Here is a 23,447-nt window from a genome sequence, read left to right as displayed (position 1 = left end):
CTGGCAGTGTCACAGCCCCGGGGGCCTTTGCAAAGCCCTGCACCGATTCTGCTGCAAGGCGTGGCCGCGGTTGCGTGCGCTGCCGGCAGCGCGGCTCAGCGCATCACCACCAGCGCCACCGGCACACCCAGCACGGCGACCAGCATGCCCAGCACCGACAACGTCAATGCCAGCGCACCGAAGGCCCGCGCGCGTGCGCAGCCGGTCGCACCGGCAACCGCCTGGACCGCAGCGATCGACCACCACAGCCCGCCCAGCAGCAACATCAGCACCGCCATGGTCAGCTGCGCCAGCCCGGCCGGATCATGCACACCGGTTCCGAACAGGACGATATCGCCGCCAAGCGCGGCCAGTGCCGCCAGCAGGCAGACCAGCCATGGCAAGGCACTGCCCAGCAGCGCCGGCAGCAACACCGCAAACTCTGCAGTGCCGCCCATCCAGCGCAGCATCCAATGCAACAGCACGCAGCCCACCAGCGCAATGGCCAGCATGATCGCCACGGCGATGGCGTGCACCCACAACGGCTGCGGAGACACCCACATCCAGCTCGAGAGCACCAGGATCAGGCCGAACACGCACCACGCGCTCCAGCGCGCGCCGGCCTGCGTGTGCAGGCGCTGCGCAACGGTGTGCGGATCGAACAGCATCCCGCCCAAGCCACCGCCGCGCCACCAGGCCAGGCATGCCAGCACCAGCACGATCAGCGCCAGCAGCGCGGCCAGCGGATAGACGAAGACGTGCATCTCCAGCGGCTGTCTGCGCGGCTGCGGCTTGAGGTCGTGATTGAAGTACAGCAGGTCGCGGGCACGCTCCATGTCGGCGGCTGCACGCTTCACGCCGCTGGCGGGAATGCGGTCGGACAGCCGCTGCCACTCGCCGACGATGACGATGCGTCCTTCGTGCGTGGAGACCGTGCGCGAGAACCGGAACCACGGGTTGGCGACCACCTGCGTATCGGCTTCCACCCGCACCGCCGGGTCGACCCGCACCCGCACCGTCTGCCGCGCCAGCCGCGGGCCGCCCAGCGCCAGCGGGCTCTTGCGCGCCGCCGTGGGCAGGTCGTCCATCCATTCGCCGAGCTGGAACAGCGGAAAACCCAGCTCGTCGCCCTCGTCGGTCGGCCACTCCAGGCGGTAGGCCTCGTGCGTGCGCACGTTCAACACATCGGTCGCGTCGATGGTCGGCACGCCGACCTGGGTCAGCGCGGTGTAGTACTGCTGCATGAATTCCAGGTAGTGCTCGCCGACCGCCTGCGCACCGTTGTCGTCGAAGCTGGTCGCCACGCGCTCGCCGCGTCCCTGGCGATACGTGGTGTCCACGGTGAAGGTCGCCACGCGCTGCGGCTTGCGCAGCGAGATCACGACCTCCTCGTCCACCTCGACCTGCGGCAGCGTCGGCATCGGCGATGGCACCGCCACCAGGTCGCGCTGCCCGGCCACGACCGGCAGGCCGCGCACGAACGGCAACGGCCGGCGTTGCGCCAGCGGGCCCTCTTCGCGGTCGCGTGTGGCATCCACCCATACCTCGCCCTGCGGCAGGTGCGCGCGCACCACCACGTGGTCGAACGCGTAGGGGCTGGGCAAGCGCAGATCCAGCCCGTGGCCCTTGTCGCTGCTGACCAGCACCGGCTCGGCGCGGATGCCGGCCAGCTGCAGCAGCGCGATCAACAGCGTCGCCTTGTCCTTGCAGTCGCCGTAGCGATTGCGCAGCGTCACTTCCGGTGTATGCGGCGCATGCGAGTTCTCGCCCATGTCCAGGCCGACGTAGCGGATCTCGCCCTGCACGAAGGCCACTGCACGCAGCAGTGCGCCCTGCGGATCGTCGCGGCGCAGCTGCAGGTTCTGCACCATCCCGTCGGCAACGCGCGCGTCCTTGAACGCGTGCGGATACAACTGCGCTGCCCATGCCGCCACTGCCGCCCAGTTGCCGGCAGTGGAGACTTCGATCCGGCCATACGGATCGACATCCTCCGGGGTGTCCTTTTCCTCCTGCACGGCGGGCAGGTCGCGTGCGGCGATGTCCAGTGTCGCCACATCGCCGGTGCGGCTGACGTTGCGGCTGAAGCCTGGCGCAGTCACCCGCCACTGCAATCCCATGCCGGCCGGATGCCGCACCCGCACCCGGCGCTCGCCCAGCGCTACGCCGTAGCGCGCATCGAACACGTCGTAATAGCCCTTGCCGAACACCGGATTGCTGCCGGTGATGGTCACGCCGTAATCGACCCGGTCGCCCACGCGCAGGTCCGGCAAGGTGATCGACAGCGTCAGCGCGCCATCGATCAGACCGTCTTCCAGTCCGCTTTCGCGGCGCAACCGGGCGTAGTGCGCCTGTTTGCGCATGTCGATACGCTTGCCGTCGCGCCAGACCTCCAGGCTGTTGAGCGCCAGCTGCTGGTACTGCGGCTGGTAATCGATGGAGATCTGCCCGGCCTCGTCCAGACTTTTCGCACGCTGCACGGTGTAACTGAGGCGGCGATACGCCTGCGGCGCCGCGCCGGTCAGATCGACCTGGTCGGATACCAGCTCATAGCGCAGCCCGCTGGCACCGGGCACCTTGTCGGGCACCGCATCGGCGATGACCCAGTCCGGTGGCGGCGCCATGCGCGGCGCCTCGCTGGCCTGTGCCGGTGCGATCACGCTCGCAACCACGGCCAGCACGCAACTCATCCAGAACACGCCACGCAGGCGTCGCCTCCCATCCCTGTCGATCAACACCCACTCCTCGTCAAAACGCATTGAGTCCCGTCAGCGCACGCCCGACCACCAACTGATGCACGGTCTCGGTCCCCTCGTAGGTGATCACCGATTCCAGGTTCAGCGCATGCCGGATCGCCACATGTTCGGTGGTGATGCCGGCCGCGCCCAGCAGATCGCGGCACTCGCGCGCCACATCCAGGGCCATGCGGCAATTATTCCACTTTGCCAGCGAGATCTGTTCTGGCCGCAGCTGGCCGGCCTGCTTCAGCCGCCCGAGCTGCAGCGCCAGCAGCTGCGCGGTGGAAATCCGCCGCGCCATGTCGGCCAGCTTGATCTGCGCGCTCTGCGTGGCCGCCAGCGGCCGGCCGAACAGGATGCGCTGCCCGCTGTAAGCCAATGCCTCGCGCAGACAGGCCACCGCCGCGCCGATCGCGCCCCAGGCGATGCCGTAGCGCGCCTGATTGAGGCACCCCAGCGGCGCCTTCAGACCGGCCGCGTTCGGCAGGCGCATCTGCTCCGGCACGTAGACGTTGTCCAGGAACAAGCCCGAGGTCACCGATGCGCGCAGGCTCATCTTGTGCGCGATGTCCTGCGCACTGAAGCCGGCGCTGCCGGTCTCCACCAGAAAGCCGCACACGCCGTCATCGGTATGCGCCCAGATGATCGCCAGGCCGGCAATGCTGCCGTTGGTGATCCACATCTTGGCCCCGTTCAAGCGCCAGCCGTCGCCCTGCCGCACCGCGCGCGTGGTCATCGCGGCCGGATCCGAGCCGCCCTGCGCTTCGCTCAGCCCGAAACAGCCGATCAGACGGCCGGCTGCCATCTCCGGCAACCAGCGCTGGCGCTGCTCGTCGCTGCCGTAGGCATGGATCGGGTACATGCACAGCGAGGACTGCACGCTGACGAAGCTGCGCAGGCCGCTGTCGCCGCGCTCCAGTTCCTGGCAGATCAATCCGTACGCCACCGCGCCCAGGCCCGCGCCGCCATCGCGGACCGGCAGGCTGGCGCCCAGCAGGCCGAGCTCCGCCAGTTCCGGTACCCATTCGCGCGGAAAGCGCCCTGCGTCGAAGGCATCGCCGATCGCCGGCAGCACCCGCGTATCGGTGAAGCGCGCCACTGCATCCTGCACTGCCCGCTCTTCGTCGGTCAGCAGCGCACGCACATCGAACAGATCATCGGGGCGCACCGGCATGTCGGCTTCCACTCCAGGAGAAGTGGCGATTATCAGCCAGTTGCCGGCCGAACATGGCGGCGATTTGTTCAGCGCACGGACGTCGTCACCAGCGCCTGAAAACGAAAAGAGCCGGCAATGCCGGCTCCTTTCTTGCCAACCAGCGATCCTGGGTGGATCGCTGCCAGCGGTTTACTGACGCGTGCTGCCCGCATCCACACGAACGCCCCTGTCACCGGCGGTCGAAGCGGTCTGGGTCACCAGCTGACCGTCGACCACCGGCAGGCGATCGCTGGCCGGCTTGTCGTTCATGCGCACGGTCTTCTCGAAACCGTCGTAGCGGTAGGTGACGTCGTAGGCCACCACGTTGTCCGCATCGCCCAGCGAGATGCGCTCGCCCGGCTTGCTGTCCATGCGCATGGTGCCGGTGGTGCCGTCGGCATTGCGGTAGGTCACGTCATAGCCGACCACGCGCGAGGACTGCGAATTGGCATTTTCGGTATGGCACTGGCGCTCGGTGCGATCCACCACGCGGCCGCCGACATGGTTGCGGTCGACCCGGTTACCGACCATGCCGCCACCGACCGCACCGGCCACCGTGGCCAGCTTGCGACCGTTGCCGCCGCCGACCTGATTGCCGAGCAGACCGCCGATCACCGCACCGGCGACGGTGCCGCCAACATTGCCGTCGCGCTCGGGCAGACGTTCCTGCACCACCACGTCGCGGCAGACTTCGCGCGGCGAGGAGCTGGTGGTGGTTTCGCGGATGGCCGCGCTGTTGACGACCTGCGCATACTGCGGCTCGCGCTCGGTGATCGGGGCGACCTTGACCACGTCGGCATATTCCAGACCACGCGGTGCCGGCTCGCCGTTGGCGACGAAATCGCCGGACGACGGGCGATTGTTCATGAAGGCGGCCGTGGCCACGCCTCCAACCAGCAACGCACCAGCAGCGACCAGTATAGTTGTCGTATTGCTCTTCATGATCCAGCTCCGTGCGGACACGCCGCGTTGTTGACGGCGTGATTCCAGCACGCGAACCCTGAACAAAAACGCCCTCGCTCATGAACGCCGCAGTTAAGTTCAGCTAGCGGTTATTTCATGCACTTCTAACAGCCGGAGCATCCGCATGCGCAATCCCGTCACCTCGCGCGCCCTGGAGTGGGCCAGCACCCTGCGCTACCCCACCTTGTTCAAGCTGGCGGCGGCGCTGTTTCTGGTCGACCTGGTGATGCCCGATCCGATCCCGTTCCTGGACGAGCTGCTGTTCGGCCTGACCACGCTGCTGCTCGCCAACTGGAAGACCCGCAAGGCACCGCTGCCCGCGCCGGTGCGCCGCGATTGATGCAGCTGGTCGATAGTCACTGCCATCTGGATGCCGGCGAGTTCGACCACGACCGCGCCGCGGTGATCGCACGCGCGCAGGCGGCCGGTGTCGTACAGCAGGTGATCCCGGCGATCACCGCCGCCAGCTGGCCGGCGCTGCGCTCCGTCTGCACCCAGGCCCCCGGGTTGCACCCCGCCTACGGGCTGCACCCAATCTTTCTCGATCAGCACCGCCCCGAGCATCTGGAGCTGCTGGCCGAGTGGATCGAGCGCGAGCGGCCCTGCGCCATCGGCGAGTGCGGGCTGGACTTCTATCTGGACGGGCTGGACGCGCAGACGCAGCGCGATTATTTCGACGGGCAACTGCAGCTGGCCAAGCGCTTCGAGCTGCCGCTGATCGTGCATGCGCGGCGCGCCACCGAAGAGGTCATCGCCCGCATCAAGGCCGTGGGCGGCCTGCGTGGTGTGGTGCACAGCTTTGCCGGCAGCCCCGAACAGGCGCAGCAATTGTGGAAGCTGGATTTCATGATCGGCTTGGGCGGCCCGGTGACCTACCCGCGTGCCAATCGCCTGCGCGGCCTGGCCGCAACGATGCCGCTGGACTGGCTGCTGCTGGAAACCGATGCGCCGGATCAGCCCGACGCCAGCATCCGCGGCCAACGCAACGAGCCGGCCTACCTGCGCACGGTGCTGGACTGCATCGCACAGCTACGCGGCGAGGCGGCCGAGCACATCGCCGCGCAGACCACCGCCAACGCACGGCGGTTGTTCGGGTTGCCGGGCTGAGCGCACTGCCCGTTGCCGCATGACACGGCAACGCGCACTCACCCCGCCGAGGCAGCCTCGGCAACAGGTCTGGCAGCAGCCACCTTCGGCTTGAGCAACATCTCCAGCGCCTTGCCCACCGCGACAAACGCAAAGGTGCCGGTGATATGCGTGGCTGCGCCCAGCCCGGCTCCGCAATCCAGCTTGAGCGTGGCGTCGGCATCCAGCTGCGGACGGATGCCGCAGACGCTGCCATCGGCCTGCGGGTATTTGACGTTCTCCAGCGAGTACACCGCCGGCACGCCGAAATAGCGCTGCGGATTCTTGGGGAAGTTGAACTCGCTGCGCAGCTTCTTGCGGATCAGCGCCAGCATCGCGTCGTGTTCGGTGCGCGAGACATCGCGTACCCGCACCAGGGTGGGATCGGTGCGCCCGCCAGCGGCGCCCACGGTGAGAAGCGGCAGCTTGCGTCGACGGCACCAGGCGATGGTTTCCACCTTCACCCGGAAGCTGTCGCAGGCATCGATCACCAGGTCGAACGCATCGCCGAGCAGCTGTTCGATATTGCCGGCGGTGAGAAACGACTCCACCGCATCGGCTTCGATTTCCGGGTTGATCGCCACGCAGCGCTCGGCCATCGCACGCGCCTTGTTGCGTCCGTACTGCCCGGCCAGCGCCGGCAGCTGCCGGTTGGTGTTGGACACGCACAGGTCGTCGGCATCGATCAGGCGGAGATGGCCGACGCCGGTACGCGCCAGCGCCTCGACCACCCACGAGCCCACGCCGCCCATCCCCACCACCGCCACGCGGCAGGCGGCCAGCCGCTCCACCGTGCCGACTCCGTACAGCCGGTCGATACCGGCAAAGCGTTCACGCCATTGTGCTTTCATCAGCCTATTTTACGCGCGCTGCTCAGCGCGCGCCCATCGACATACTGATGTCCGCGCCCACCGGAGTTCCGTCCATGCCCGCCCCGCCCACCGAACAATCGCGCGCGTCCCGCTATGCCTTCCTGCTGGTGCTGGGCATCCTGATCGGGCTGGTGTGCACGGTGATCGTGGCGCGCGTGCTGCAGGCCAGACGCAACCCGGTGCCGGACAGCCTGATGCAGGTGATGGCTTACCAGCTGCGCGCCCTGCAACCCGATGCCGATGGCGGCTGCAACCAGGCGCGGCAGCGAGCGAGACTGCAATCGTTGCGCCTGCTTGCCGGCGAACTGGAACCGGCCTTTCCGGACATCGGCGAAGACCGCCGCTTCGAAGAGCATGCCAGCGCCCTGCGCACCGTCCTGGACCAGGCACGGCGCACGCCGCCAGCCGATTGCGCCGCGCTTGCCGCAGTCAGGACACAGATCAATGACGCCTGCGAGGCCTGTCATCGCGACTTCCGCTGACCCGGTATCGCACCGCCGCATCGACGCGCACGGCAGCGGCGGTGTACAGGACGCTCGGGTTTCGTTAAGCCTGGAGTGATCCAGTTGGCAGACCGTTCACCCTGACCAACACAGGATGACGTCGCCGCGGCCCTGACCGCTTTTTCGAACCACCCCGGAGAGACCTCATGAAGACTCGACTGCTCGTCATTGGCCTGGCTGCAACCGCGACGCTGGTTGGCTGCGCCACCTCCCAGCCCCAGTACGGCAGCTACCGCGGCGACCGCGGCTACGACCAGGGCTATTCGCAGCCGCAGGCACGCTGCGTGGATTGCGGCATCGTGACCCGCATCGATGAAGTCGGCCCGACCCGCAGCGCCCCTACCGGCACCGGTGCGGTGCTCGGCGGCATCGTCGGCGCAGTGGCCGGTCGCCAGATCTCCAAGGAGACCGGTGGCAGCAAGGGCAACAAGAACGTCTCGGCCGTGGCCGGTGCCGCCGCCGGCGCGCTGGCGGGCAACGCGATCCAGAACAACGTCACCAGCGACAGCTTCGATGTGCAAGTGCGCATGGACGACGGCCGCGTGATCGTGGTGAACCAGCGCGACCTGGCTGGCGTGCGCGAAAACGCCTACGTGCGCGTGGTCAACGGCAAGGTCGTGCTGCGCTGATCGGCGCGCTTACCAGTAGCGGCCAGTAAGTCACTGCGCTCACCGTCAGGCGGCGCAGTCGGCGCCCGGAATCGACATGCATCCACGTGTACTTCGATTTCTTCGTGCCCGCCTGACGCCTGCTCGCTACGTTCGATTCGCCGTGTTGGCGAATGACAGAAAGGCCCGGCAACGGGCCTTTCTGCTGTCTGCGCGATGGCCTGCCGGGTTGCGCCGCGCTCAGACCACCTGCACCGCATCGGCCTGCAGGCCCTTCTGTCCCTGCACGACGGTGAAGCTGACCTTCTGGCCTTCCTTAAGGCTCTTGAAGCCCTGGATCTGGATCGCACGGAAATGGACGAAGACGTCCTCGCCGTTTTCGCGACTGATGAAGCCAAAGCCCTTGGCATCGTTGAACCACTTCACGACACCATTCTCGCGTTCGATATTGGACATCTCGACTGACTCCCTACGACACTGTGATGGACTGACGGTGATGGCTGTGATTGCAAGGAGGAAGCGAGGTACAAGGATGTAGCGGATCGAACGATCTACCGCATCAGGCCACGATTCACGGTGACCGTTGCAAACAGCAGCGCTGGCAACTTAACCCGCACCAAACGAATTTTCAAGCAGCCCTTGCGCAATTTTGTCAAGCCTGAAACAGGACATTTTTAAACATCATGGATACCACCGTCGTCTACTACGTCCTGGCTGGCGTGCTGGTCCTGATCGGCCTTGCCGGGGTGGTCCTGCCGGCGCTGCCAGGCCTGCCACTGGTGTTCGCGGGGCTGCTGGTGGCCGCCTGGGCCGATGGCTTTGCCCACATCGGCTGGGTGGCGCTGGTGATCCTGGGCCTGATGACGGCGTTGTCGTTTGCGATCGACTTCCTGGCCACCGTGTATGGCGCCCAGCGAGTCGGTGCCAGCAAGGCGGCACTGTGGGGCTCGGTGATCGGCTCGGTCGTCGGCATCTTCTTCATGCCGATCGGCTTGTTCGTCGGCCCGTTCGCCGGCGCGTGGCTCGGCGAGTACTGGCAGACCCGCAAATCCGACCAGGCCACCAAGGTCGGCTTCGGCACCTGGCTGGGCATCGTATTCGGCACCGCGACCAAGCTGGCACTGGGCCTGTGCATGCTAGGCGTGTTCGCCATCGCCTGGTTTTTCTAGCGGATTTCCAGCGCTCACCGAGGCTGATTGGGTCGGTTGATCGCCTGGACGACGACAACCCAGCCGCCCACACGCTCGCAGACAGCAGCCGATTGCAGGCGTCGCCCGGATGTTATGCCACCGTGTACACACCGCGTATGCAGGCGCGACCGTTAAGCTTCGCATCTGACGCGCCTGCCTGGCGCCTTTATTCGGCCAGACTGCCCATGTCCAAGCACCGCACCCGTCCCTTGATGCTGATTGCCCTGGCGGCGGCGCCACTGGCGCACGCACAGGAAATCGCCCCCACCCCCGCTTCGCCGCAGGCCTGCACCTCCGTCACCTCGGACGCGGCACGCCTGGCCTGCTATGACCAGGCGCTCGGCTATACCCCGCAGCTGACCGCCGAGGCCGATGCCGCTGCGCAGATCGCCAAGCAAAAAGAGTCCAAGCCGCAGGACGAACGCGCCATCAGCCGCGTCGGCGACTTCTTCCGTGCCGACGGCCAGGATCAGCCCAAGGCCGAGGCGGTCGCCAATGCCGGCCGCGGTTCGTTGCTGGACCGCCGCTGGGAGCTGGCCAAGGACTCCAAGCTGGGCACCTTCCAGTTGCGCGGCTACAAGCCGGTCTACCTGCTGCCGGCATTCTGGACCAGCGACTCCAACCGCACCCCGCAGTCGCCGAACCCGGCCAACTCGGTGTCCACCCCGCAGCAACTGGACAGCACCGAACTGAAGTTCCAGCTCAGCTTCAAGACCAAGGTGGTCGAGGATCTGTTCGGCGACAATGGCGACATCTGGATGGGCTACACCCAGAGCTCGCGCTGGCAGGCCTACAACACCGATGCCTCGCGCCCGTTCCGCGAAACCAATTACGAGCCGGAAGCGATGCTGGTGTTCCGCAACAACTACAGCCTGTTCGGCTGGAAGGGCCGCATGAGCGGCATCAGCATCAACCACATGTCCAACGGCCGCGAAGATCCGCTGTCGCGCTCCTGGAACCGGGTCATCCTCAACATCGGGCTGGATCGCGAGAACTGGGCACTGACGCTGCGCCCGTGGTTCCGCATCAAGGAAGACCGCGCCGACGACAATAATCCCGATATCGAGGATTACATGGGCCGTGGCGACGCCACCCTGGTCTACAACAAGGACGGGCATGAAGTGGCGTTGATTGCGCGGCATTCGCTGCGCGGCGGCGACCGCTCGCATGGCTCGGTGCAGCTGGATTACGGCTTCCCGATCACCAACCTGCTGCGCGGCCACGTGCAGGTGTTCGACGGCTACGGCGAAAGCCTGATCGACTACAACCACAAGGCCACCTACATCGGCCTGGGCGTGTCGTTGCTGGAGTGGTTCTAAGCACATCGCACCGCTGCGCTGAGCAACGTCGAGACCATTGAAAAGCCGGCATGCGCGCATGCCGGCTTTTTTGCGTCCGGATTGCAGGCCTGGAGCGGTAGACGTGGCAGGCAGTCGTCAGCTCGGCGCGCAGGAATTGCAGCGCATGCCGATTCAGGACGCGGCCCACGCCTGCCCGGCGGTGAAAGCAGCAGCTTGATAGCCGCTTCAGGTTCTGCAGCGCTGACGATCACGCTGCCCCGCATATATATAGGCTGCTCCGCACACTCCCCACATACAAAAAAGACAGCGCAGGAGATCATCCTGCGCTGTCTTCATGAAACGGTTTTGGCAGCGATCAGACGTCGAAGAAATCGACCTTGCCATCTTTCAAGGTGTAGTACGCACCGACTACACGGACATTGCCTGCGCGCAGCGGTTCGAGCAGCGCCGGCTCAGACGCGCCACGCAGGCGGTCGACGGTGCGCTTGACGTTAGCCTTGACCGAGGCCGCCAGCAGGTCGTCGCCGCCCTTGCTCTTGGCGGTCAGCACGGCCGGGACGATCGGCTCGATCATCGCGCCGATCGCGCCCGGGAAGAATGCGTTCTTTTCCACCACCGACACCGCCGCAGCGACCGCGCCACAGCTCTCGTGGCCCATCACCACCACCAGCGGCACGCCAAGCTGGCTGACCGCGTATTCGATCGAGCCCAATGCAGTGGTGTCGACGGTATTGCCGGCATTGCGGACGATGAACATCTCGCCCAGGCCGCGCCCGAACAGCAGCTCCGGCGGCACGCGCGAATCCGAGCACGACACCAGAATCACGAACGGGGTCTGCCCCAGCGCCAGTTCCAGACGGCGCTTGCTGTCGGAAATGACCTTCTTGGGGCGGTTTTCCACGAAGGCGGCGTTGCCGTCACGCAGCACCTGCAATGCCTGCTCGGCATTGAGATCGGTCTTCTTCGACGGCGCCGCGCCTGCGGCGAACGGCAGTGACGCGGCGGCGGCCGCGATCGGCGCACAACAGGCACATTGCAGCAGTTTTCGACGGGATGCGGAATGCGACATGGACGAGCCCCTGCTCTCTGGTTGTGGCGCGATCGTACACCGCGGCAGGCGCGGCACCACGGCACGGCTGGAGCTTATGTCGACACGATTTCGCAGCCCGCGCCCCCCGGGTTCAGGTCCAGTCCGTCAGCCCCTCGCGGCGATAGGTTTCCTGAAATGCCGGGCGGGCTTTCATTCGCTGCGCATGCGCCTGCAAGGCCGGCCAGCTATCGCTGGGACGGGGCATGTTGCGCGACCAACGCATCATCATGGTCAGCATGAAATCGGCCGCCGACAGGGTCTGGCCGAGCAGATACGGGCCGTTGGCCTGCAGGTGCGTATCGACCCGGGCCCAGGCCGCCTCCAGTCTGGCGCGCGCCTGGGATTGCGCGGCTTCGGCGTGCGCGGCACCGGCCGGCTCGTCCGGATAGAACCAGGCCCGGTACGCCGGCTGCAAGGTGTTGGCGCAGAAGAACATCCACTGGTAGTACGCCGCACGCTCGGGAGTGCCGAGCGGCGGTGCCAGCCCTGCCTGCGGATGCAGGTCGGCCAGATGCAGCACGATCGCGGCCGCCTCGGTCAGCACGTGTCCGTCGAGCACCAGCGTCGGCACCACGCCGGCCGGATTGAGCGCCAGATACTGCGGCGATTTCTGCTCGGCGCGTTCGAAATCCAGCGGATGCAGTACGTGCGGTACGTCGAGTTCGATCAGCAGCCAATGCACGACCAGGGCTGCGGTGCTGGGGGTGTGGTACAGCGTGGCGCTCATACGGATTCCTGAGTCGGTTGGTGCAGGCGAGCTTGCGTGGTTCACAGCGATTGTCCTCGCCCTGGTGGATGCCATCGAAGATCCGGGCGGGAGCAGTTGGCCCGCTGCGACGGATTCCGTACATCGTCGCAGCGGTTTCGGCGCGGCGCCACCAAGGCGCTGCACCTGCGCTCGCCGGCCCGGTCGGCGCGGCATTGCCTGGCACTCTGGTTGCACTGCGCGATGCAATAGCCCGCCACTGCGAGCGCGCTGGCTGGCGCCCTTATTCCACCACCACCGGAATCTTGCCGATGCGCGATTGCCATTGCCGCGGGCCGGTCTTGTGCACCGATTCGCCGGTGGAATCCACCGCCACGGTGACCGGCATGTCCTTGACCTCGAATTCGTAGATCGCTTCCATGCCGAGGTCTTCGAATGCCAGCACGCGTGCGGCCTTGATCGCCTTGGACACCAGATAGGCCGAGCCGCCGACCGCCATCAGATACACGGCCTTGTTGTCGCGGATCGCCTCGATCGCCGCATCGCCGCGCTCGGACTTGCCGACCATGCCCAGCAGGCCGGTCTGCTCCAGCATCTGGCGGGTGAACTTGTCCATGCGCGTGGCGGTGGTCGGGCCGGCCGGGCCGACCACCTCATCGCGCACCGGGTCGACCGGGCCGACGTAATAGATGAAGCGGTTGGTGAAGTCGACCGGCAAGGTTTCGCCCTTGTTGAGCATGTCGATCATGCGCTTGTGCGCGGCGTCGCGGCCGGTCAGCAGCTTGCCGTTGAGCAGCACCACCTCGCCCGGCTTGAAGCTGGCCACTTCCTCACGGGTGATGGTGTCCAGGTTGACCCGGCGCGCGTTGGTCGGGTTGTAGGTGAGCTTGGGCCAGTCTTCCAGCGACGGCGGGTCCAGCATCACCGGGCCGCTGCCGTCGAGGGTGAAGTGCGCATGGCGGGTGGCCGCGCAGTTGGGAATCAGCGCCACCGGCAGGTTGGCGGCGTGGGTCGGGTAATCCTTGACCTTGATGTCCAGCACCGTGGTCAGGCCGCCCAGGCCTTGCGCGCCAATGCCGAGCGCGTTGACCTTTTCGTAGAGTTCCAGCCGCAGCTCTTCGGCGCGATTGGAGGCGCCGCGCGCCTGCAGGTCGACGATGTCGATCGGCTCCATCAGCGCTTCCTTGGCCAACAGCATGGCCTTTTCGGCAGTGCCGCCGATGCCGATGCCGAGCATGCCCGGCGGGCACCAGCCGGCGCCCATGGTCGGCACGGTCTTGAGCACCCAGTCGACGATGGAGTCGGACGGGTTGAGCATGGCGAACTTGCTCTTGGCCTCCGAACCGCCGCCCTTGGCCGCGACGATCACTTCGACATGGTGGCCAGGCACGATCTTGGTGTTGACCACCGCCGGGGTATTGTCGCGGGTGTTGCTGCGCTTGCCGGCCGGGTCGGCCAGCACGCTGGCGCGCAGCTTGTTGTCGGGGTGGTTGTAGGCGCGGCGCACGCCTTCGTTAACCATGTCTTCCACACCCATCGTGGCGTCGTCCCAGCGTACCTGCATGCCGATCTCCAGGAACACGGTGACGATGCCGGTGTCCTGGCAGATCGGGCGATGGCCTTCGGCGCACATGCGCGAGTTGATCAGGATCTGCGCGATGGCGTCCTTGGCCGCCGGCGATTCTTCGCGCTCGTAGGCAGCGGACAGGTTCCTGATGTAGTCGACCGGGTGGTAGTAGCTGATGTACTGCAACGCGTCGGCGACGGACTGGATGAGGTCTTCCTGCTTGATCGAGGTCACGGCTGGCTCTACGGCTGGCGGGGGCAATCCGGCCATTTTAGTCGAAACTCCCGGCGTGTCCGGGCGTTGCGTCAATCGAGGCGATTGATCGGGCCTGCGGTCGCGCGCGTAGCTGCCCTGCAGTATGGGCACGCTGCAGGCCATCGACCGCATTGCCTTGCACGCGTGCAGTCGGCAGCGCACCCATTCCGCCGTGGGCGCGGCGCACCACCAACACCCCGCGCCGACGCGTGGCGCTGCACACTAAGCCGATGTCAGCCTCCCGTTCCGGCGCCCCTGCGCCTGCCGCTCCCCGTACCGGCCCCACCCTGCGCGAGCGCCTGGATGCGCTGCGCAACCTGCCGCCCTTCCTGCGCCAGATCTGGCAGACCAGCCGCTGGCTGAGCGCCAGCAGCATCGGCTTGCGCGTGTTGCGCGCGTTGATGCCGGTGGCCTCGTTGTATATCGGCAAACTGATCATCGACGAGGCGATCCACCTGGTCGGTCAACCGCCGGCCTTCGACTCGCTGACGCAGGCGCTGGGCAGCGGCCGGCTGAACCGGCTGCTGGAATTGCTGGCGCTGGAACTGGCCCTGGCGATCGGCTCGGACCTGCTCGGCCGGCTGGTCGGCTACGCCGATGCCTTGTTGTCGGAGCTGTTCAACAACGCCGCCAGCGTGCGCCTGATGGAGCATGCCGCGCAGCTGGATCTGGAGGACTTCGAAGACCCCGACCGGCAGGACAAGCTGGATCGCGCGCGGCGCCAGACCATGAACCGCATGAACCTGATGAGCCAGCTGTTCGGCCAGGTGCAGGACGCCATCACCGTGGTCAGCCTGGCGGTGGGCCTGGTGGTGTACGCGCCATGGTTGATCCTGCTGCTGGCGATCGCGCTGATCCCGGCCTTCATCGGCGAGGCGCATTTCAATGCGCTGGGCTATTCGCTCAACTTCCAGTGGACACCGGAGCGGCGCCAGCTCGACTACCTGCGCCAGGTCGGCGCGAGCGTCGAGACCGCCAAGGAAGTCAAGATCCTCAACCTGCACCGCTTCCTGATCGCGCGTTATCGCCGGCTGGCCGACAAGTTCTTCCAGGCCAATCGCGCGCTGGCGCGCAAGCGTGCGCTGTGGGGCGCATTGCTGGCTGCGCTGGGCACGCTGGGCTACTACATGGCCTATGGCTACATCGCCTGGCGCACCGTGCGCGGCGATTTCAGCATCGGCGATCTGACTTTCCTGGCCGGCAGTTTCCTGCGCCTGCGCCAGTTGCTGGAAGGCCTGCTGATCGGGTTCTCGCAGGTCGCCGGCCAGGCCTTGTATCTGGACGATCTGTATTCGTTCTTCAACATCGTGCCGGAGATCCGCTCGCGCCCGAACGCGCTGCCGGTGCCGCGACCGATCCGCCAGGGCTTCGTGTTCGAGGACGTGGGCTTCCGCTACCCGGATGCTGAACAGTGGACGGTGCGGCATCTGGATTTCGAGCTGCGTGCCGGCGAAGTGCTGGCGCTGGTCGGCGAAAACGGCGCCGGCAAGACCACCCTGGTCAAGCTGCTGGCGCGGCTGTACGACCCGGACGAGGGCCGCATCCTGCTCGATGGCCGCGACCTGCGCGACTACGACCTGGACGATGTGCGCGCCAACCTGGGCGTGATCTTTCAGGACTTCGTGCGCTATCACCTGAGCGTGGGCGAGAACATCGGTGTCGGCCAGGTCGATGCGATGGACGATGCGCCACGCATCCGCGCCGCCGCGCAGCGTGCGATGGCCGGCGAGCTGATCGACAGCCTGCCCGATGGCTACGACCAACTGGTCGGGCGCCGTTTCAAGAACAGCGTGGACCTGTCCGGCGGGCAATGGCAGAAGATCGCCATCGCGCGCGCCTACATGCGCGATGCGCAGCTGATGATCCTGGACGAACCCACCGCCGCCCTGGATGCGCGCAGCGAGTTCGAGGTGTTCCAGCGCTTCAAGGAGCTGTCGGACAACCGCACCGCGGTGCTGATCTCGCACCGCTTCTCCAGCGTGCGCATGGCCGACCGCATCCTGGTGCTGGCCGCGGGCCGCATCGAGGCCAACGGCACCCATGCCGAACTGATGGCCCAGGGCGGGCGCTATGCGGAGCTGTTCGAATTGCAGGCGGCGGGGTATCGGTGAGGCCGGGGATTGGGCATTCGGGATTGGGGATTGGTAAGAGCTGCTGGCTCATGCGCGAGCCCGGCGCGTCCGGGACCCAGGATCTGCTCTTGCGAATCCCCAATCCCGACTCCCGAATCCCAGCCGGCCAAATGAGAGCCCCTCTCATTTGGCCGGCTTGAGGTAGAATTGCCGGGTACTCTTCCCACGACACTTACCGGTATGTCTTCCGCTTTCGGCGCCGAAACGGTGCTTGAGGTCCGCCACTGGACCGATGCCTACTTCAGCTTCACCACCACCCGCGATGCCGGCTTCCGCTTCGAGAACGGGCAGTTCGTGATGATCGGTCTGGAGACCGAGACGCGGCCGCTGCTGCGTGCGTACTCGATCGCCAGCGCCAACTGGGAAGAACACCTGGAGTTCTTCAGCATCAAGGTGCCGGACGGCCCGCTGACCTCGCGGCTGCAGCACATCCAGCCGGGCGACAAGGTACTGGTCGGCAAGAAGCCCACCGGCACGCTGCTGATCAGCGACCTGCACCCAGGCCGCAACCTGTACCTGCTGGGCACCGGTACCGGTCTGGCGCCGTGGTTGTCGGTGATCAAGGACCCGGAAACCTACGAGCGTTTCGACAAGGTGATCCTGACCCAGGGCGTGCGCTTCGTGCAGGATCTGGCCTATCGCGACTACTTCGAGCGCGAGCTGCCGCAGCACGAATTCCTCGGCGACATCCTGCGCGAGAAGTTGCTGTACTACCCGGCGGTGACGCGTGAGGCGTTCGCCAACCAGGGCCGCCTGACCGAGCTGATGGCCGACGGCCGCATGCAGCAGACGCTCGGGTTGCCGCCGCTGGATCCGGCCAACGACCGCTTCATGATCTGCGGCAGCCCGCAGATGCTGGCCGACCTGCGCAGCCTGCTGGATGCACGTGGCTTCCAGACCTCGCCGCGCATCGGCACGCCGGGGCATTACGTGTTCGAGCGCGCCTTCGTCGAGAAGTGATGCGGCGCGAGTGAGAAGTCAGCGCGATGCGGCGTTTACGCAGACCGCGACGCCGGCATGCACTGTCGTAGGAGCGCACCCGGGCGAGACGAAGCGTTCGCGGGAAGGCTTCATCGCGCCCAGGTGCGCTCCTACGATTCAACTAGCGCGCGCTCGATGTCCGCAGCCAGCGCGTCCGGTTTGGTGGTCGGGGCGTAACGCTCCAGCACCGTGCCATCGCGGCCGATCAGGAACTTGGTGAAATTCCACTTGATCGCCTCCGATCCCAGCACGCCGCGCTGTTCGCGCTTGAGCCATTGCCACAGCGGATGCGCGCCGCTGCCATTGACTTCGACCTTCTCGGCCAGCGGAAAATCCACCGCGTAATCGAGCGAGCAGAACTGGCGGATCTGCGCGGCATCGCCCGGCTCCTGATGACCGAACTGATCGCAGGGAAACCCGATCACCACCAGACCACGCTCGCGATAGCGCTGCCACAGCGCCTGCAGGCCTGCGTACTGCGGAGTAAATCCGCATTTCGAAGCGACATTGACCACCAGCACCACCTTGCCGGCGTAATCGCGCATCGAGCGGGGCCGGCCTTCCAGGTCGGTGAATTCGAACGTGGAGATATCGCTCATGGCTGCCCTGAAGTATGCGAGGTGGGCAGCGTAACCCAGCAGCCGGCAGCGTCGCATCGCGGTCGCCGAGCGCGTCAGCCGGGAGAGGCGGTTTTCAACGGATGCGTCGCCGCAGCCAGCTGACCCTTCCTGCTGGTCCCGGCCGTTGCCACGGCGCGCTACCGGCCAGCATCCGTCAGGCAGACCGATCGAGACATCGCTGCCCGCCGAGCAGCCGGAATGCAGCCGGGTGGAACACGCCGCACCGTAGACAGGCAGCGCCCGCCCGGCGGCGGCACGCGCATGGTGTCATCGGTCGTGTGCCCACAAGACCAGCACCGCTCGTGCCCGCCTGATGGCATCGTAATGACCGTGCAGCCATGCCTTTTGTCACACGCCTGTCCGGCCCGGCTGGGGTAGCCTCGGCGGTTCGCACTTTGGAGCCATCCTCTTGACCACCCGTCTCGCCTTTGCCCTGGCCGCCTCCCTGGGACTTGCCATGCCGTCCTACAGCATCGCCGCACCCGCCACCACGCAGGCCGCCACCCAAGCCAACCCCTTCTTTGCCGACAGCACGCTGCCGCTGCACTACCCGCAGTTCGACAAGATCAAGGACAGCGATTTCGCACCCGCCTTCGACGCCGGCATGACCGAGCAGTTGAAGGAAGTGGAAAAGATCGCCAACCAGAAGGCCAAGCCGAGCTTCGACAACACCCTCATCGCGCTGGAAAAAAGCGGCGCCACGCTGGATCGCGCCACCACGGTGTTCTTCAACCTGGTCGGTGCCGACACCAACGACGCGCGCAAGAAACTGCAGGCCGACTATTCGGCGAAGTTCGCCGCGCACCGCGATGCGATCTCGCTCAATGGCAAGCTGTTCGCGCGTATCCAGACCCTGTACGACCAACGCAGCAAGCTGGGCCTGGACGCCCAGGGCGTGCGCCTGGTCGAGAAGTACTACAGCGATTTCGTACGCGACGGCGCCAAGCTCTCCGATGCCGACAAGACCACGCTCAAGGCGATGAATGCCGAGCTGGCCAACCTGGGCACCACCTTCAGCCAGAACGTGCTGGCGGAAGTGAATGCCGCCGCCGTTGTCGTCGATGACGTCAAGCAGCTCGATGGCCTGTCCGAGGAGCAGATTGCGGCTGCCGCCGAAGCCGCCAAGGCGCGCAAGCTCGACGGCAAGTACGTGATCGCGCTGCTCAACACCACCGGCCAGCCGCCGCTGACGCAGCTGAAGAATCGCGAACTACGCAAGAAGATCTACGACGCCTCGGTGTCGCGTGGCAGCCACGGTGGCCAGTACGACAACACCGCACTGGTGGCGCGCATCATGAAGCTGCGTGCCGATAAGGCCAAGCTGCTCGGCTTCCCGACCTACGCTGCCTATTCGCTGGAAAACCAGACCGCCAAGACACCGGAGGCGGTCAACGCGATGCTGGGCAAGCTGGCGCCGGCGGCGGTGGCCAATGCCAAGCGCGAGGCGGCCGATCTGCAGGCGATGATCGACAAGGAGCAGAAGGCCGCGCGCAAGCCGACGTTCAAGCTCGAAGCCTGGGACTGGGCCTACTACAGCGAGAAGGTGCGCCAGGCCAAGTACAACTTCGACGAATCCCAGCTCAAGCCGTACTTCGAGCTGAAGAACGTGCTGGAAAACGGCGTGTTCTATGCGGCCAATCAGGAATACGGCCTGACCTTCAAGCAGCGCACCGACCTGCCGACCTACCGCGACGACATCACCGTCTATGACGTGTTCGACGCCGACGGCAAGCAGCTGGCTATCTTCATCGCCGACATGTATGCACGCGAATCCAAGCGCGGCGGTGCCTGGATGAACTCCTACGTGTCGCAGTCGGCGCTGACCGGTTTCAAGCCGGTGGTCGCCAATCACCTCAACATCCCCAAGCCGCCGGCCGGCCAGCCGACGCTGCTGACCTGGGACGAGGTGACCACCATGTTCCATGAGTTCGGCCATGCGCTGCACGGCATGTTCTCGGACGTCAAATACCCGTATTTCTCCGGCACCAGCGTGCCGCGCGACTTCGTCGAGTTCCCCTCGCAGGTCAACGAGATGTGGGCCGACGAGCCGTCGATCCTGAAGAACTACGCCAAGCATTACCAGAACGGCACGCCGATGCCGCAGGCGCTGCTGGACAAGGTGATTGCCGCCTCCAAGTTCAACCAGGGCTTTGCCACCACCGAGTATCTGGGTGCGGCCATGCTCGATCAGAACTGGCACCAGATCAGCGCCAGCCAGGTGCCCGACGCAGCCGGCGTGATGGCATTCGAAGCCAAGGCCCTGCAGCAGGACGGCATCGCCTATGCGCCGGTGCCGCCGCGCTACAAGACCCCGTATTTCAGCCACATCATGGGCGGTTACGCGGCCGGCTATTACGCTTACATCTGGTCGGAAGTGCTCGACGCCAACACCCAGCAATGGTTCAAGCAGCACGGCGGGCTGAGCCGCGCCAACGGCGACCGCTTCCGTCAGACCCTGCTATCGCGCGGCGGCAGCGTCGATGCGATGGAACTGTTCCAGAACTTTGCCGGCCATGCGCCGCAGATCGAGCCCCTGCTCGAGAAGCGCGGCCTGAGTGCGCAAGGTGGCGATGGCGCCACGCCGGAAGCGCCGCAGTCCAAGCCGTAATCGCACTGCGTTGAAACCAAGACGCCGCCCGGAGCGATCCGGGCGGCGTTTTTGATGGTCGCGCTGAAACGTGCTGCGCGAGCCGCAGCCGCCGCACTCAGAGCTCGACCGAATCCACGCCGTCGAGCAATTTCCTCAACAGCTTTTCCAGCCGCACCTGCTCGGCATCACTGATGCTGGAGGTCTCTGCATTGAGCAGCGTGCAGGCGTCGGGAAGCAGGCTGTTGATCAACGCCAGGCCTGCCGGCTGCAAGGTCAGCATGATCTTGCGCCGATCGTCCGGGCTGCTGCCACGCGCGATCAGGCCCTTCTCGCACAACTGGTCGGTGAGCCGGGTAATGTTGGCCGGCTTTTCGCTGGCGGCTTCGGCCACTTCGGTGGGCGTGATCGCCTGCTCCGGGGTGCCGTAGAGCATCATCAGAATCTCGTATTCCGGCGGGCTGATGCCGTATGGCTTCAACCGCGCGCACCCCTGCGTATGCAGTCGCTTGTAGAGGTGCTTGATCAGCCGCACCAGGACGGCCGGTTCACGCGGAAACGCCGGATAGCGCACACAGGTGTGGTCCACGCGACTTGCGGTTGGATCGAAACTACTCATATCACCCGTTTGCTTACATTACTGAATGGCCAAGCCATTCAATCACATCATCTGTGGGGTGACACCTCAGCGTGCGAAGAGATGTACATATTCCGGCGCGACCGAGGCCAACACTGTCGAGGCAGCGACCTCGGCCGTTTGCGTCCCATCCGAATACGGCCCCACCTGATATGGCGGAAACACGAACCGAAGCGCGGTGATCTGCCCTGCCGGATTGAGCACCGGTACGAACTGGGCAAAGTTGTCGACCTGCGCGGCAGTGCCTTCGGCAATCATGCGATCGGCAGAGGCCAGCTGCTCGGCCTGTTCTTCGACCGGCACGTGATCGGCCTCCACGCGCTGGCTGGCGGCGTTGTGCAATTGCACGGCCACCTCGCGCCCGATCCTTTCCCAGCCTGCCGGATCCGGAATCAAGGCCTGCGCGGTCAATTGCTTGCGCTCCTTGACCAGCCAGACGAAGCGCGCCACCAACGGCTCGCCATGTGCACCACCGGTATAGCGGCTGCCGTCGGCGGATACGACGATCAGGTCCGGTGTCTGCAACACGGTCTCGAACGCCAGCGACAACTCGTAGGGTGCGGCCGGCTTGTCGTTGCCGAGCCCGGAGACCGCTTCCATGAGCTCGGTACGTGCTGCCTGCGCATAGCTGCGGATCAGTGCGGTCAGCTCGGGAAACGCGTCCAGCCCGCGCGGATAACTGATACCCACCATATAGGCGGGCGCGTGCTCGATCACATCCTCCAGCGGGCCGCTTTGCACCAGCACGGGCTCGGCCGGCGGTGCCGCAGCGGCGGCGGCGTCAGCGGCCGGCTGTGCCGATTCGGCCGTCGTCGGCTCGCGCTGCGTACATCCTGCCAACACGGCCAGCACCAGCAAGCCCCGGACTGCGTTCACTCCTGACAACCGCCCCATTCCCACCTGCTCCCCATCGATACATCTGCAAAGACACGCTGCCGGCGATCAGGCCAGCAGATCCTGAAACTGTTGGTGCCGCCGGACATACGCCTCGGCGTAACTGCAGGCAGGCACGACCTTGTAGCCCTGCTGGCGCGCATGTGCCAAGGCAGCCTCCACCAGCACTGCGGCAATACCGCGTCCACCGATCGCGTCGGGCACATGCGTATGGGTGATGGTCATGCGCTCACCTTCCAGACGGTATGCCAGTTCGGCATGCTGTCCATCGGTGTCTACGCTGAAGCGCTGCTGCGTGGAATCGTGGTCTGCCTGCACTGTCGCTGCCTCCATGGTGGTCTGCACGAGGCAGTGACGATGGCAAGCAGTGTGACCAGCGCGGCGCCGCGCCTGCGTGAAAATGAATCGATGCTGTGACCGCACGCGCAGCCTGCCGAACCGGCACTTAAGTTCGCTCGCACCGCGCCGATAGCTGAGCCGAAGGCGCCCGTTGCAAGCCGGGCCGGCGCGACCGCCGATGCCTTCGCCTTATCTACGAGGAGTCACCGCATGCACAACGATTCGGCAGGACACGGCGCAGACAGCGATAGCTCGCTGCTGGAAGGCCTGTTCCAGTTCGCCATCAAGGGCGACACCCACAACCCCGACTTCGCGCAGCTCAACGACACGGTGTACCAGCGCCTGCAGCAGGCCTACGGGTCGGTGCCCACCGGCAGCGTCGCTGGCGACCAGAACCGCGACGCGGCCTGAGCCGGCATCGCATCACTCGCCAGGACCGCTCGCGCACTCGCCGCGATGGTCCTGGTCCGGTCGCCGAAGGCGACCCGCCCATCCCGACACCTTTGACCTAACCGCGCGTGCCACCGGCGACCGGCGCTCGGTTTGCCAACCGGTCAGCCGAAACGCGGATGGGACAGCTGCTCCAGGAATACCTGCAGCACGCGCGGCTCCATGATCAGCATGAACATCACGCCGAACGCGGCACCGGCCAGGTGCGCGCTGTGGTTGATGCGATCGCCGCCGCGGCGGTCCATCCACAGGCTGTAGCCGACATAGAACACCGCGTAGATGATCGCCGGCGCCGGAATGAACAGCACCAGGATGATGGTCCACGGCTGCAGCAGGATGAAGGCGAACAACACCGCCGACACCGCGCCGGAGGCGCCCAGGCTGAGATAGTTCGGGTTCTTCTGGTTCTTCAGATAGCTGGGCAGGATCGAGACCACCAGCGCTGCCAGATAGAACAGCGGATAGGTCAGCACGCTGCCGGTCAGCTGGGTCATCACGTTTTCGATCACCCGGCCGAAGAAGAACAGCGTGATCATGTTGAAGACCAGGTGGCCCAGGTCGGCATGGATGAAACCGTAGGTGACCAGGCGGTCGTACTGCTTGTGCTTGTCCAGCGCCGGCGGCCACAGGATCAGGCGGTCGGCCAGCTTGCGGTTGTTGAACGCCATCCACGAGACGATGCCGGTGATGGCGATCAGGATCAGGGTAATCATGCGGA

Annotated in this window: 23 protein-coding genes; 10 read left to right on the top strand and 13 right to left on the bottom strand. The window is 65.9% G+C overall.

Annotated elements, in window-relative coordinates; all coding sequences use genetic code 11:
* Window positions 1–95: 95 nt before the first annotated feature.
* From ABQ137_RS07750 to ABQ137_RS07740, 3 genes are all read right to left on the bottom strand, one after another.
* Window positions 96–2,666: a DUF3857 domain-containing protein gene (locus ABQ137_RS07750; protein WP_184517782.1), complete on the bottom strand. Its 2,571-nt coding sequence runs from the start codon at window positions 2,664–2,666 to the stop codon at window positions 96–98.
* Window positions 2,667–2,724: 58 nt separating this feature from the next.
* A complete protein-coding gene (locus ABQ137_RS07745) occupies window positions 2,725–3,900 on the bottom strand; it encodes an acyl-CoA dehydrogenase family protein (RefSeq protein WP_016902712.1) in 1,176 nt (391 codons plus the stop codon).
* Between the two features lie 159 nt (window positions 3,901–4,059).
* Window positions 4,060–4,851, bottom strand: a complete 792-nt coding sequence (locus tag ABQ137_RS07740) for a glycine zipper 2TM domain-containing protein (protein ID WP_006451921.1) — start codon at window positions 4,849–4,851, stop codon at window positions 4,060–4,062.
* A 145-nt stretch (window positions 4,852–4,996) separates the two neighbouring features.
* Between ABQ137_RS07740 and ABQ137_RS07735 the strand changes: the two genes are divergently transcribed.
* On the top strand, window positions 4,997–5,212 hold the full coding sequence (locus ABQ137_RS07735; RefSeq protein ID WP_039528164.1) for a DUF6116 family protein: 216 nt from the start codon (window positions 4,997–4,999) through the stop codon (window positions 5,210–5,212).
* Window positions 5,212–5,979 carry a TatD family hydrolase gene (locus ABQ137_RS07730; RefSeq protein ID WP_047124234.1) on the top strand — a complete coding sequence of 256 codons (768 nt, stop codon included), beginning with the start codon at window positions 5,212–5,214 and terminating at the stop codon, window positions 5,977–5,979. Before ABQ137_RS07735 ends, ABQ137_RS07730 begins: the two co-directional genes overlap by 1 nt.
* Window positions 5,980–6,017: 38 nt before the next feature.
* Here the strand turns inward: ABQ137_RS07730 and ABQ137_RS07725 are convergent, their stop codons facing one another.
* On the bottom strand, window positions 6,018–6,848 hold the full coding sequence (locus tag ABQ137_RS07725; protein ID WP_102253983.1) for a tRNA threonylcarbamoyladenosine dehydratase: 831 nt from the start codon (window positions 6,846–6,848) through the stop codon (window positions 6,018–6,020).
* 74 nt (window positions 6,849–6,922) lie between these two features.
* Here ABQ137_RS07725 and ABQ137_RS07720 point away from each other — a divergent pair, with 74 nt between their 5' ends.
* Window positions 6,923–7,351 carry a hypothetical protein gene (locus ABQ137_RS07720; protein ID WP_184516794.1) on the top strand — a complete coding sequence of 143 codons (429 nt, stop codon included), beginning with the start codon at window positions 6,923–6,925 and terminating at the stop codon, window positions 7,349–7,351.
* A gap of 167 nt (window positions 7,352–7,518) precedes the next feature.
* Window positions 7,519–8,001 carry a glycine zipper 2TM domain-containing protein gene (locus tag ABQ137_RS07715; protein ID WP_016902706.1) on the top strand — a complete coding sequence of 161 codons (483 nt, stop codon included), beginning with the start codon at window positions 7,519–7,521 and terminating at the stop codon, window positions 7,999–8,001.
* 219 nt (window positions 8,002–8,220) lie between these two features.
* On the opposite strand, the gene ABQ137_RS07710 is transcribed toward ABQ137_RS07715, so the two are convergent.
* On the bottom strand, window positions 8,221–8,436 hold the full coding sequence (locus ABQ137_RS07710) for a cold-shock protein (RefSeq protein WP_003483561.1): 216 nt from the start codon (window positions 8,434–8,436) through the stop codon (window positions 8,221–8,223).
* Between the two features lie 227 nt (window positions 8,437–8,663).
* Here ABQ137_RS07710 and ABQ137_RS07705 point away from each other — a divergent pair, with 227 nt between their 5' ends.
* Both ABQ137_RS07705 and ABQ137_RS07700 read left to right on the top strand, forming a co-directional pair.
* Window positions 8,664–9,149: a DUF456 domain-containing protein gene (locus ABQ137_RS07705; protein WP_184516791.1), complete on the top strand. Its 486-nt coding sequence runs from the start codon at window positions 8,664–8,666 to the stop codon at window positions 9,147–9,149.
* A gap of 206 nt (window positions 9,150–9,355) precedes the next feature.
* Window positions 9,356–10,489: a phospholipase A gene (locus tag ABQ137_RS07700; RefSeq protein ID WP_016902704.1), complete on the top strand. Its 1,134-nt coding sequence runs from the start codon at window positions 9,356–9,358 to the stop codon at window positions 10,487–10,489.
* A 337-nt stretch (window positions 10,490–10,826) separates the two neighbouring features.
* Here ABQ137_RS07700 and ABQ137_RS07695 read toward each other — a convergent pair whose 3' ends face one another.
* The 3 genes from ABQ137_RS07695 to ABQ137_RS07685 form a co-directional block, all read right to left on the bottom strand.
* A complete protein-coding gene (locus tag ABQ137_RS07695; RefSeq protein ID WP_180969661.1) occupies window positions 10,827–11,465 on the bottom strand; it encodes a carbonic anhydrase in 639 nt (212 codons plus the stop codon).
* A gap of 187 nt (window positions 11,466–11,652) precedes the next feature.
* Window positions 11,653–12,288 (bottom strand): glutathione S-transferase family protein, encoded by a 636-nt coding sequence (locus tag ABQ137_RS07690; protein WP_024938922.1) that lies wholly within the window; start codon window positions 12,286–12,288, stop codon window positions 11,653–11,655.
* A gap of 262 nt (window positions 12,289–12,550) precedes the next feature.
* Window positions 12,551–14,068: a fumarate hydratase gene (locus ABQ137_RS07685; protein ID WP_024938921.1), complete on the bottom strand. Its 1,518-nt coding sequence runs from the start codon at window positions 14,066–14,068 to the stop codon at window positions 12,551–12,553.
* 251 nt (window positions 14,069–14,319) lie between these two features.
* Between ABQ137_RS07685 and ABQ137_RS07680 the strand changes: the two genes are divergently transcribed.
* A complete protein-coding gene (locus ABQ137_RS07680; RefSeq protein WP_054591591.1) occupies window positions 14,320–16,200 on the top strand; it encodes an ABC transporter ATP-binding protein in 1,881 nt (626 codons plus the stop codon).
* Between the two features lie 201 nt (window positions 16,201–16,401).
* Window positions 16,402–17,181, top strand: coding sequence for a ferredoxin--NADP reductase (locus ABQ137_RS07675; RefSeq protein WP_024938919.1), 780 nt, complete (start codon window positions 16,402–16,404; stop codon window positions 17,179–17,181).
* A gap of 131 nt (window positions 17,182–17,312) precedes the next feature.
* Here the strand turns inward: ABQ137_RS07675 and ABQ137_RS07670 are convergent, their stop codons facing one another.
* The gene (locus tag ABQ137_RS07670) at window positions 17,313–17,801 is read right to left on the bottom strand and encodes a glutathione peroxidase (RefSeq protein ID WP_102581006.1); all 489 of its coding nucleotides are present in this window, start codon (window positions 17,799–17,801) and stop codon (window positions 17,313–17,315) included.
* A gap of 430 nt (window positions 17,802–18,231) precedes the next feature.
* Between ABQ137_RS07670 and ABQ137_RS07665 the strand changes: the two genes are divergently transcribed.
* Window positions 18,232–20,430, top strand: a complete 2,199-nt coding sequence (locus tag ABQ137_RS07665; protein ID WP_172837930.1) for a M3 family metallopeptidase — start codon at window positions 18,232–18,234, stop codon at window positions 20,428–20,430.
* 97 nt (window positions 20,431–20,527) lie between these two features.
* Here the strand turns inward: ABQ137_RS07665 and ABQ137_RS07660 are convergent, their stop codons facing one another.
* The 3 genes from ABQ137_RS07660 to ABQ137_RS07650 form a co-directional block, all read right to left on the bottom strand.
* Window positions 20,528–21,028 (bottom strand): MarR family winged helix-turn-helix transcriptional regulator, encoded by a 501-nt coding sequence (locus ABQ137_RS07660; protein WP_024938916.1) that lies wholly within the window; start codon window positions 21,026–21,028, stop codon window positions 20,528–20,530.
* A gap of 66 nt (window positions 21,029–21,094) precedes the next feature.
* Window positions 21,095–21,940 carry a DUF3298 and DUF4163 domain-containing protein gene (locus ABQ137_RS07655; RefSeq protein WP_184516788.1) on the bottom strand — a complete coding sequence of 282 codons (846 nt, stop codon included), beginning with the start codon at window positions 21,938–21,940 and terminating at the stop codon, window positions 21,095–21,097.
* Window positions 21,941–21,988: 48 nt separating this feature from the next.
* A complete protein-coding gene (locus ABQ137_RS07650) occupies window positions 21,989–22,273 on the bottom strand; it encodes a GNAT family N-acetyltransferase (RefSeq protein WP_024938914.1) in 285 nt (94 codons plus the stop codon).
* A gap of 216 nt (window positions 22,274–22,489) precedes the next feature.
* Here ABQ137_RS07650 and ABQ137_RS07645 point away from each other — a divergent pair, with 216 nt between their 5' ends.
* A complete protein-coding gene (locus tag ABQ137_RS07645) occupies window positions 22,490–22,690 on the top strand; it encodes a hypothetical protein (RefSeq protein ID WP_046342190.1) in 201 nt (66 codons plus the stop codon).
* A 143-nt stretch (window positions 22,691–22,833) separates the two neighbouring features.
* Here the strand turns inward: ABQ137_RS07645 and ABQ137_RS07640 are convergent, their stop codons facing one another.
* Window positions 22,834–23,442, bottom strand: coding sequence for a rhomboid family intramembrane serine protease (locus ABQ137_RS07640; protein ID WP_046342189.1), 609 nt, complete (start codon window positions 23,440–23,442; stop codon window positions 22,834–22,836).
* Window positions 23,443–23,447: the final 5 nt, after the last annotated feature.

Source organism: Xanthomonas sp. WHRI 8393, assembly GCF_040203315.1.
GTDB lineage: Bacteria > Pseudomonadota > Gammaproteobacteria > Xanthomonadales > Xanthomonadaceae > Xanthomonas > Xanthomonas arboricola.
The sequence above is the reverse complement of the archived record's forward strand: the minus strand, read 5'-3'. Positions and strand labels throughout refer to the sequence as shown.

Bases quoted from the DNA above. Each gene is read 5' to 3' on its own strand.
- ABQ137_RS07750 (WP_184517782.1), bottom strand. From the start codon at position 2,666: ATGAGTTGCGTGCTGGCCGTGGTTGCGAGCGTGATCGCACCGGCACAG.
- ABQ137_RS07740 (WP_006451921.1), bottom strand. From the start codon at position 4,851: ATGAAGAGCAATACGACAACTATACTGGTCGCTGCTGGTGCGTTGCTG.
- ABQ137_RS07735 (WP_039528164.1), top strand. From the start codon at position 4,997: ATGCGCAATCCCGTCACCTCGCGCGCCCTGGAGTGGGCCAGCACCCTG.
- ABQ137_RS07730 (WP_047124234.1), top strand. From the start codon at position 5,212: ATGCAGCTGGTCGATAGTCACTGCCATCTGGATGCCGGCGAGTTCGAC.
- ABQ137_RS07725 (WP_102253983.1), bottom strand. From the start codon at position 6,848: ATGAAAGCACAATGGCGTGAACGCTTTGCCGGTATCGACCGGCTGTAC.
- ABQ137_RS07720 (WP_184516794.1), top strand. From the start codon at position 6,923: ATGCCCGCCCCGCCCACCGAACAATCGCGCGCGTCCCGCTATGCCTTC.
- ABQ137_RS07715 (WP_016902706.1), top strand. From the start codon at position 7,519: ATGAAGACTCGACTGCTCGTCATTGGCCTGGCTGCAACCGCGACGCTG.
- ABQ137_RS07710 (WP_003483561.1), bottom strand. From the start codon at position 8,436: ATGTCCAATATCGAACGCGAGAATGGTGTCGTGAAGTGGTTCAACGAT.
- ABQ137_RS07705 (WP_184516791.1), top strand. From the start codon at position 8,664: ATGGATACCACCGTCGTCTACTACGTCCTGGCTGGCGTGCTGGTCCTG.
- ABQ137_RS07700 (WP_016902704.1), top strand. From the start codon at position 9,356: ATGTCCAAGCACCGCACCCGTCCCTTGATGCTGATTGCCCTGGCGGCG.
- ABQ137_RS07690 (WP_024938922.1), bottom strand. From the start codon at position 12,288: ATGAGCGCCACGCTGTACCACACCCCCAGCACCGCAGCCCTGGTCGTG.
- ABQ137_RS07680 (WP_054591591.1), top strand. From the start codon at position 14,320: ATGTCAGCCTCCCGTTCCGGCGCCCCTGCGCCTGCCGCTCCCCGTACC.
- ABQ137_RS07675 (WP_024938919.1), top strand. From the start codon at position 16,402: ATGTCTTCCGCTTTCGGCGCCGAAACGGTGCTTGAGGTCCGCCACTGG.
- ABQ137_RS07670 (WP_102581006.1), bottom strand. From the start codon at position 17,801: ATGAGCGATATCTCCACGTTCGAATTCACCGACCTGGAAGGCCGGCCC.
- ABQ137_RS07660 (WP_024938916.1), bottom strand. From the start codon at position 21,028: ATGAGTAGTTTCGATCCAACCGCAAGTCGCGTGGACCACACCTGTGTG.
- ABQ137_RS07655 (WP_184516788.1), bottom strand. From the start codon at position 21,940: ATGGGGCGGTTGTCAGGAGTGAACGCAGTCCGGGGCTTGCTGGTGCTG.
- ABQ137_RS07650 (WP_024938914.1), bottom strand. From the start codon at position 22,273: ATGGAGGCAGCGACAGTGCAGGCAGACCACGATTCCACGCAGCAGCGC.
- ABQ137_RS07645 (WP_046342190.1), top strand. From the start codon at position 22,490: ATGCACAACGATTCGGCAGGACACGGCGCAGACAGCGATAGCTCGCTG.
- ABQ137_RS07640 (WP_046342189.1), bottom strand. From the start codon at position 23,442: ATGATTACCCTGATCCTGATCGCCATCACCGGCATCGTCTCGTGGATG.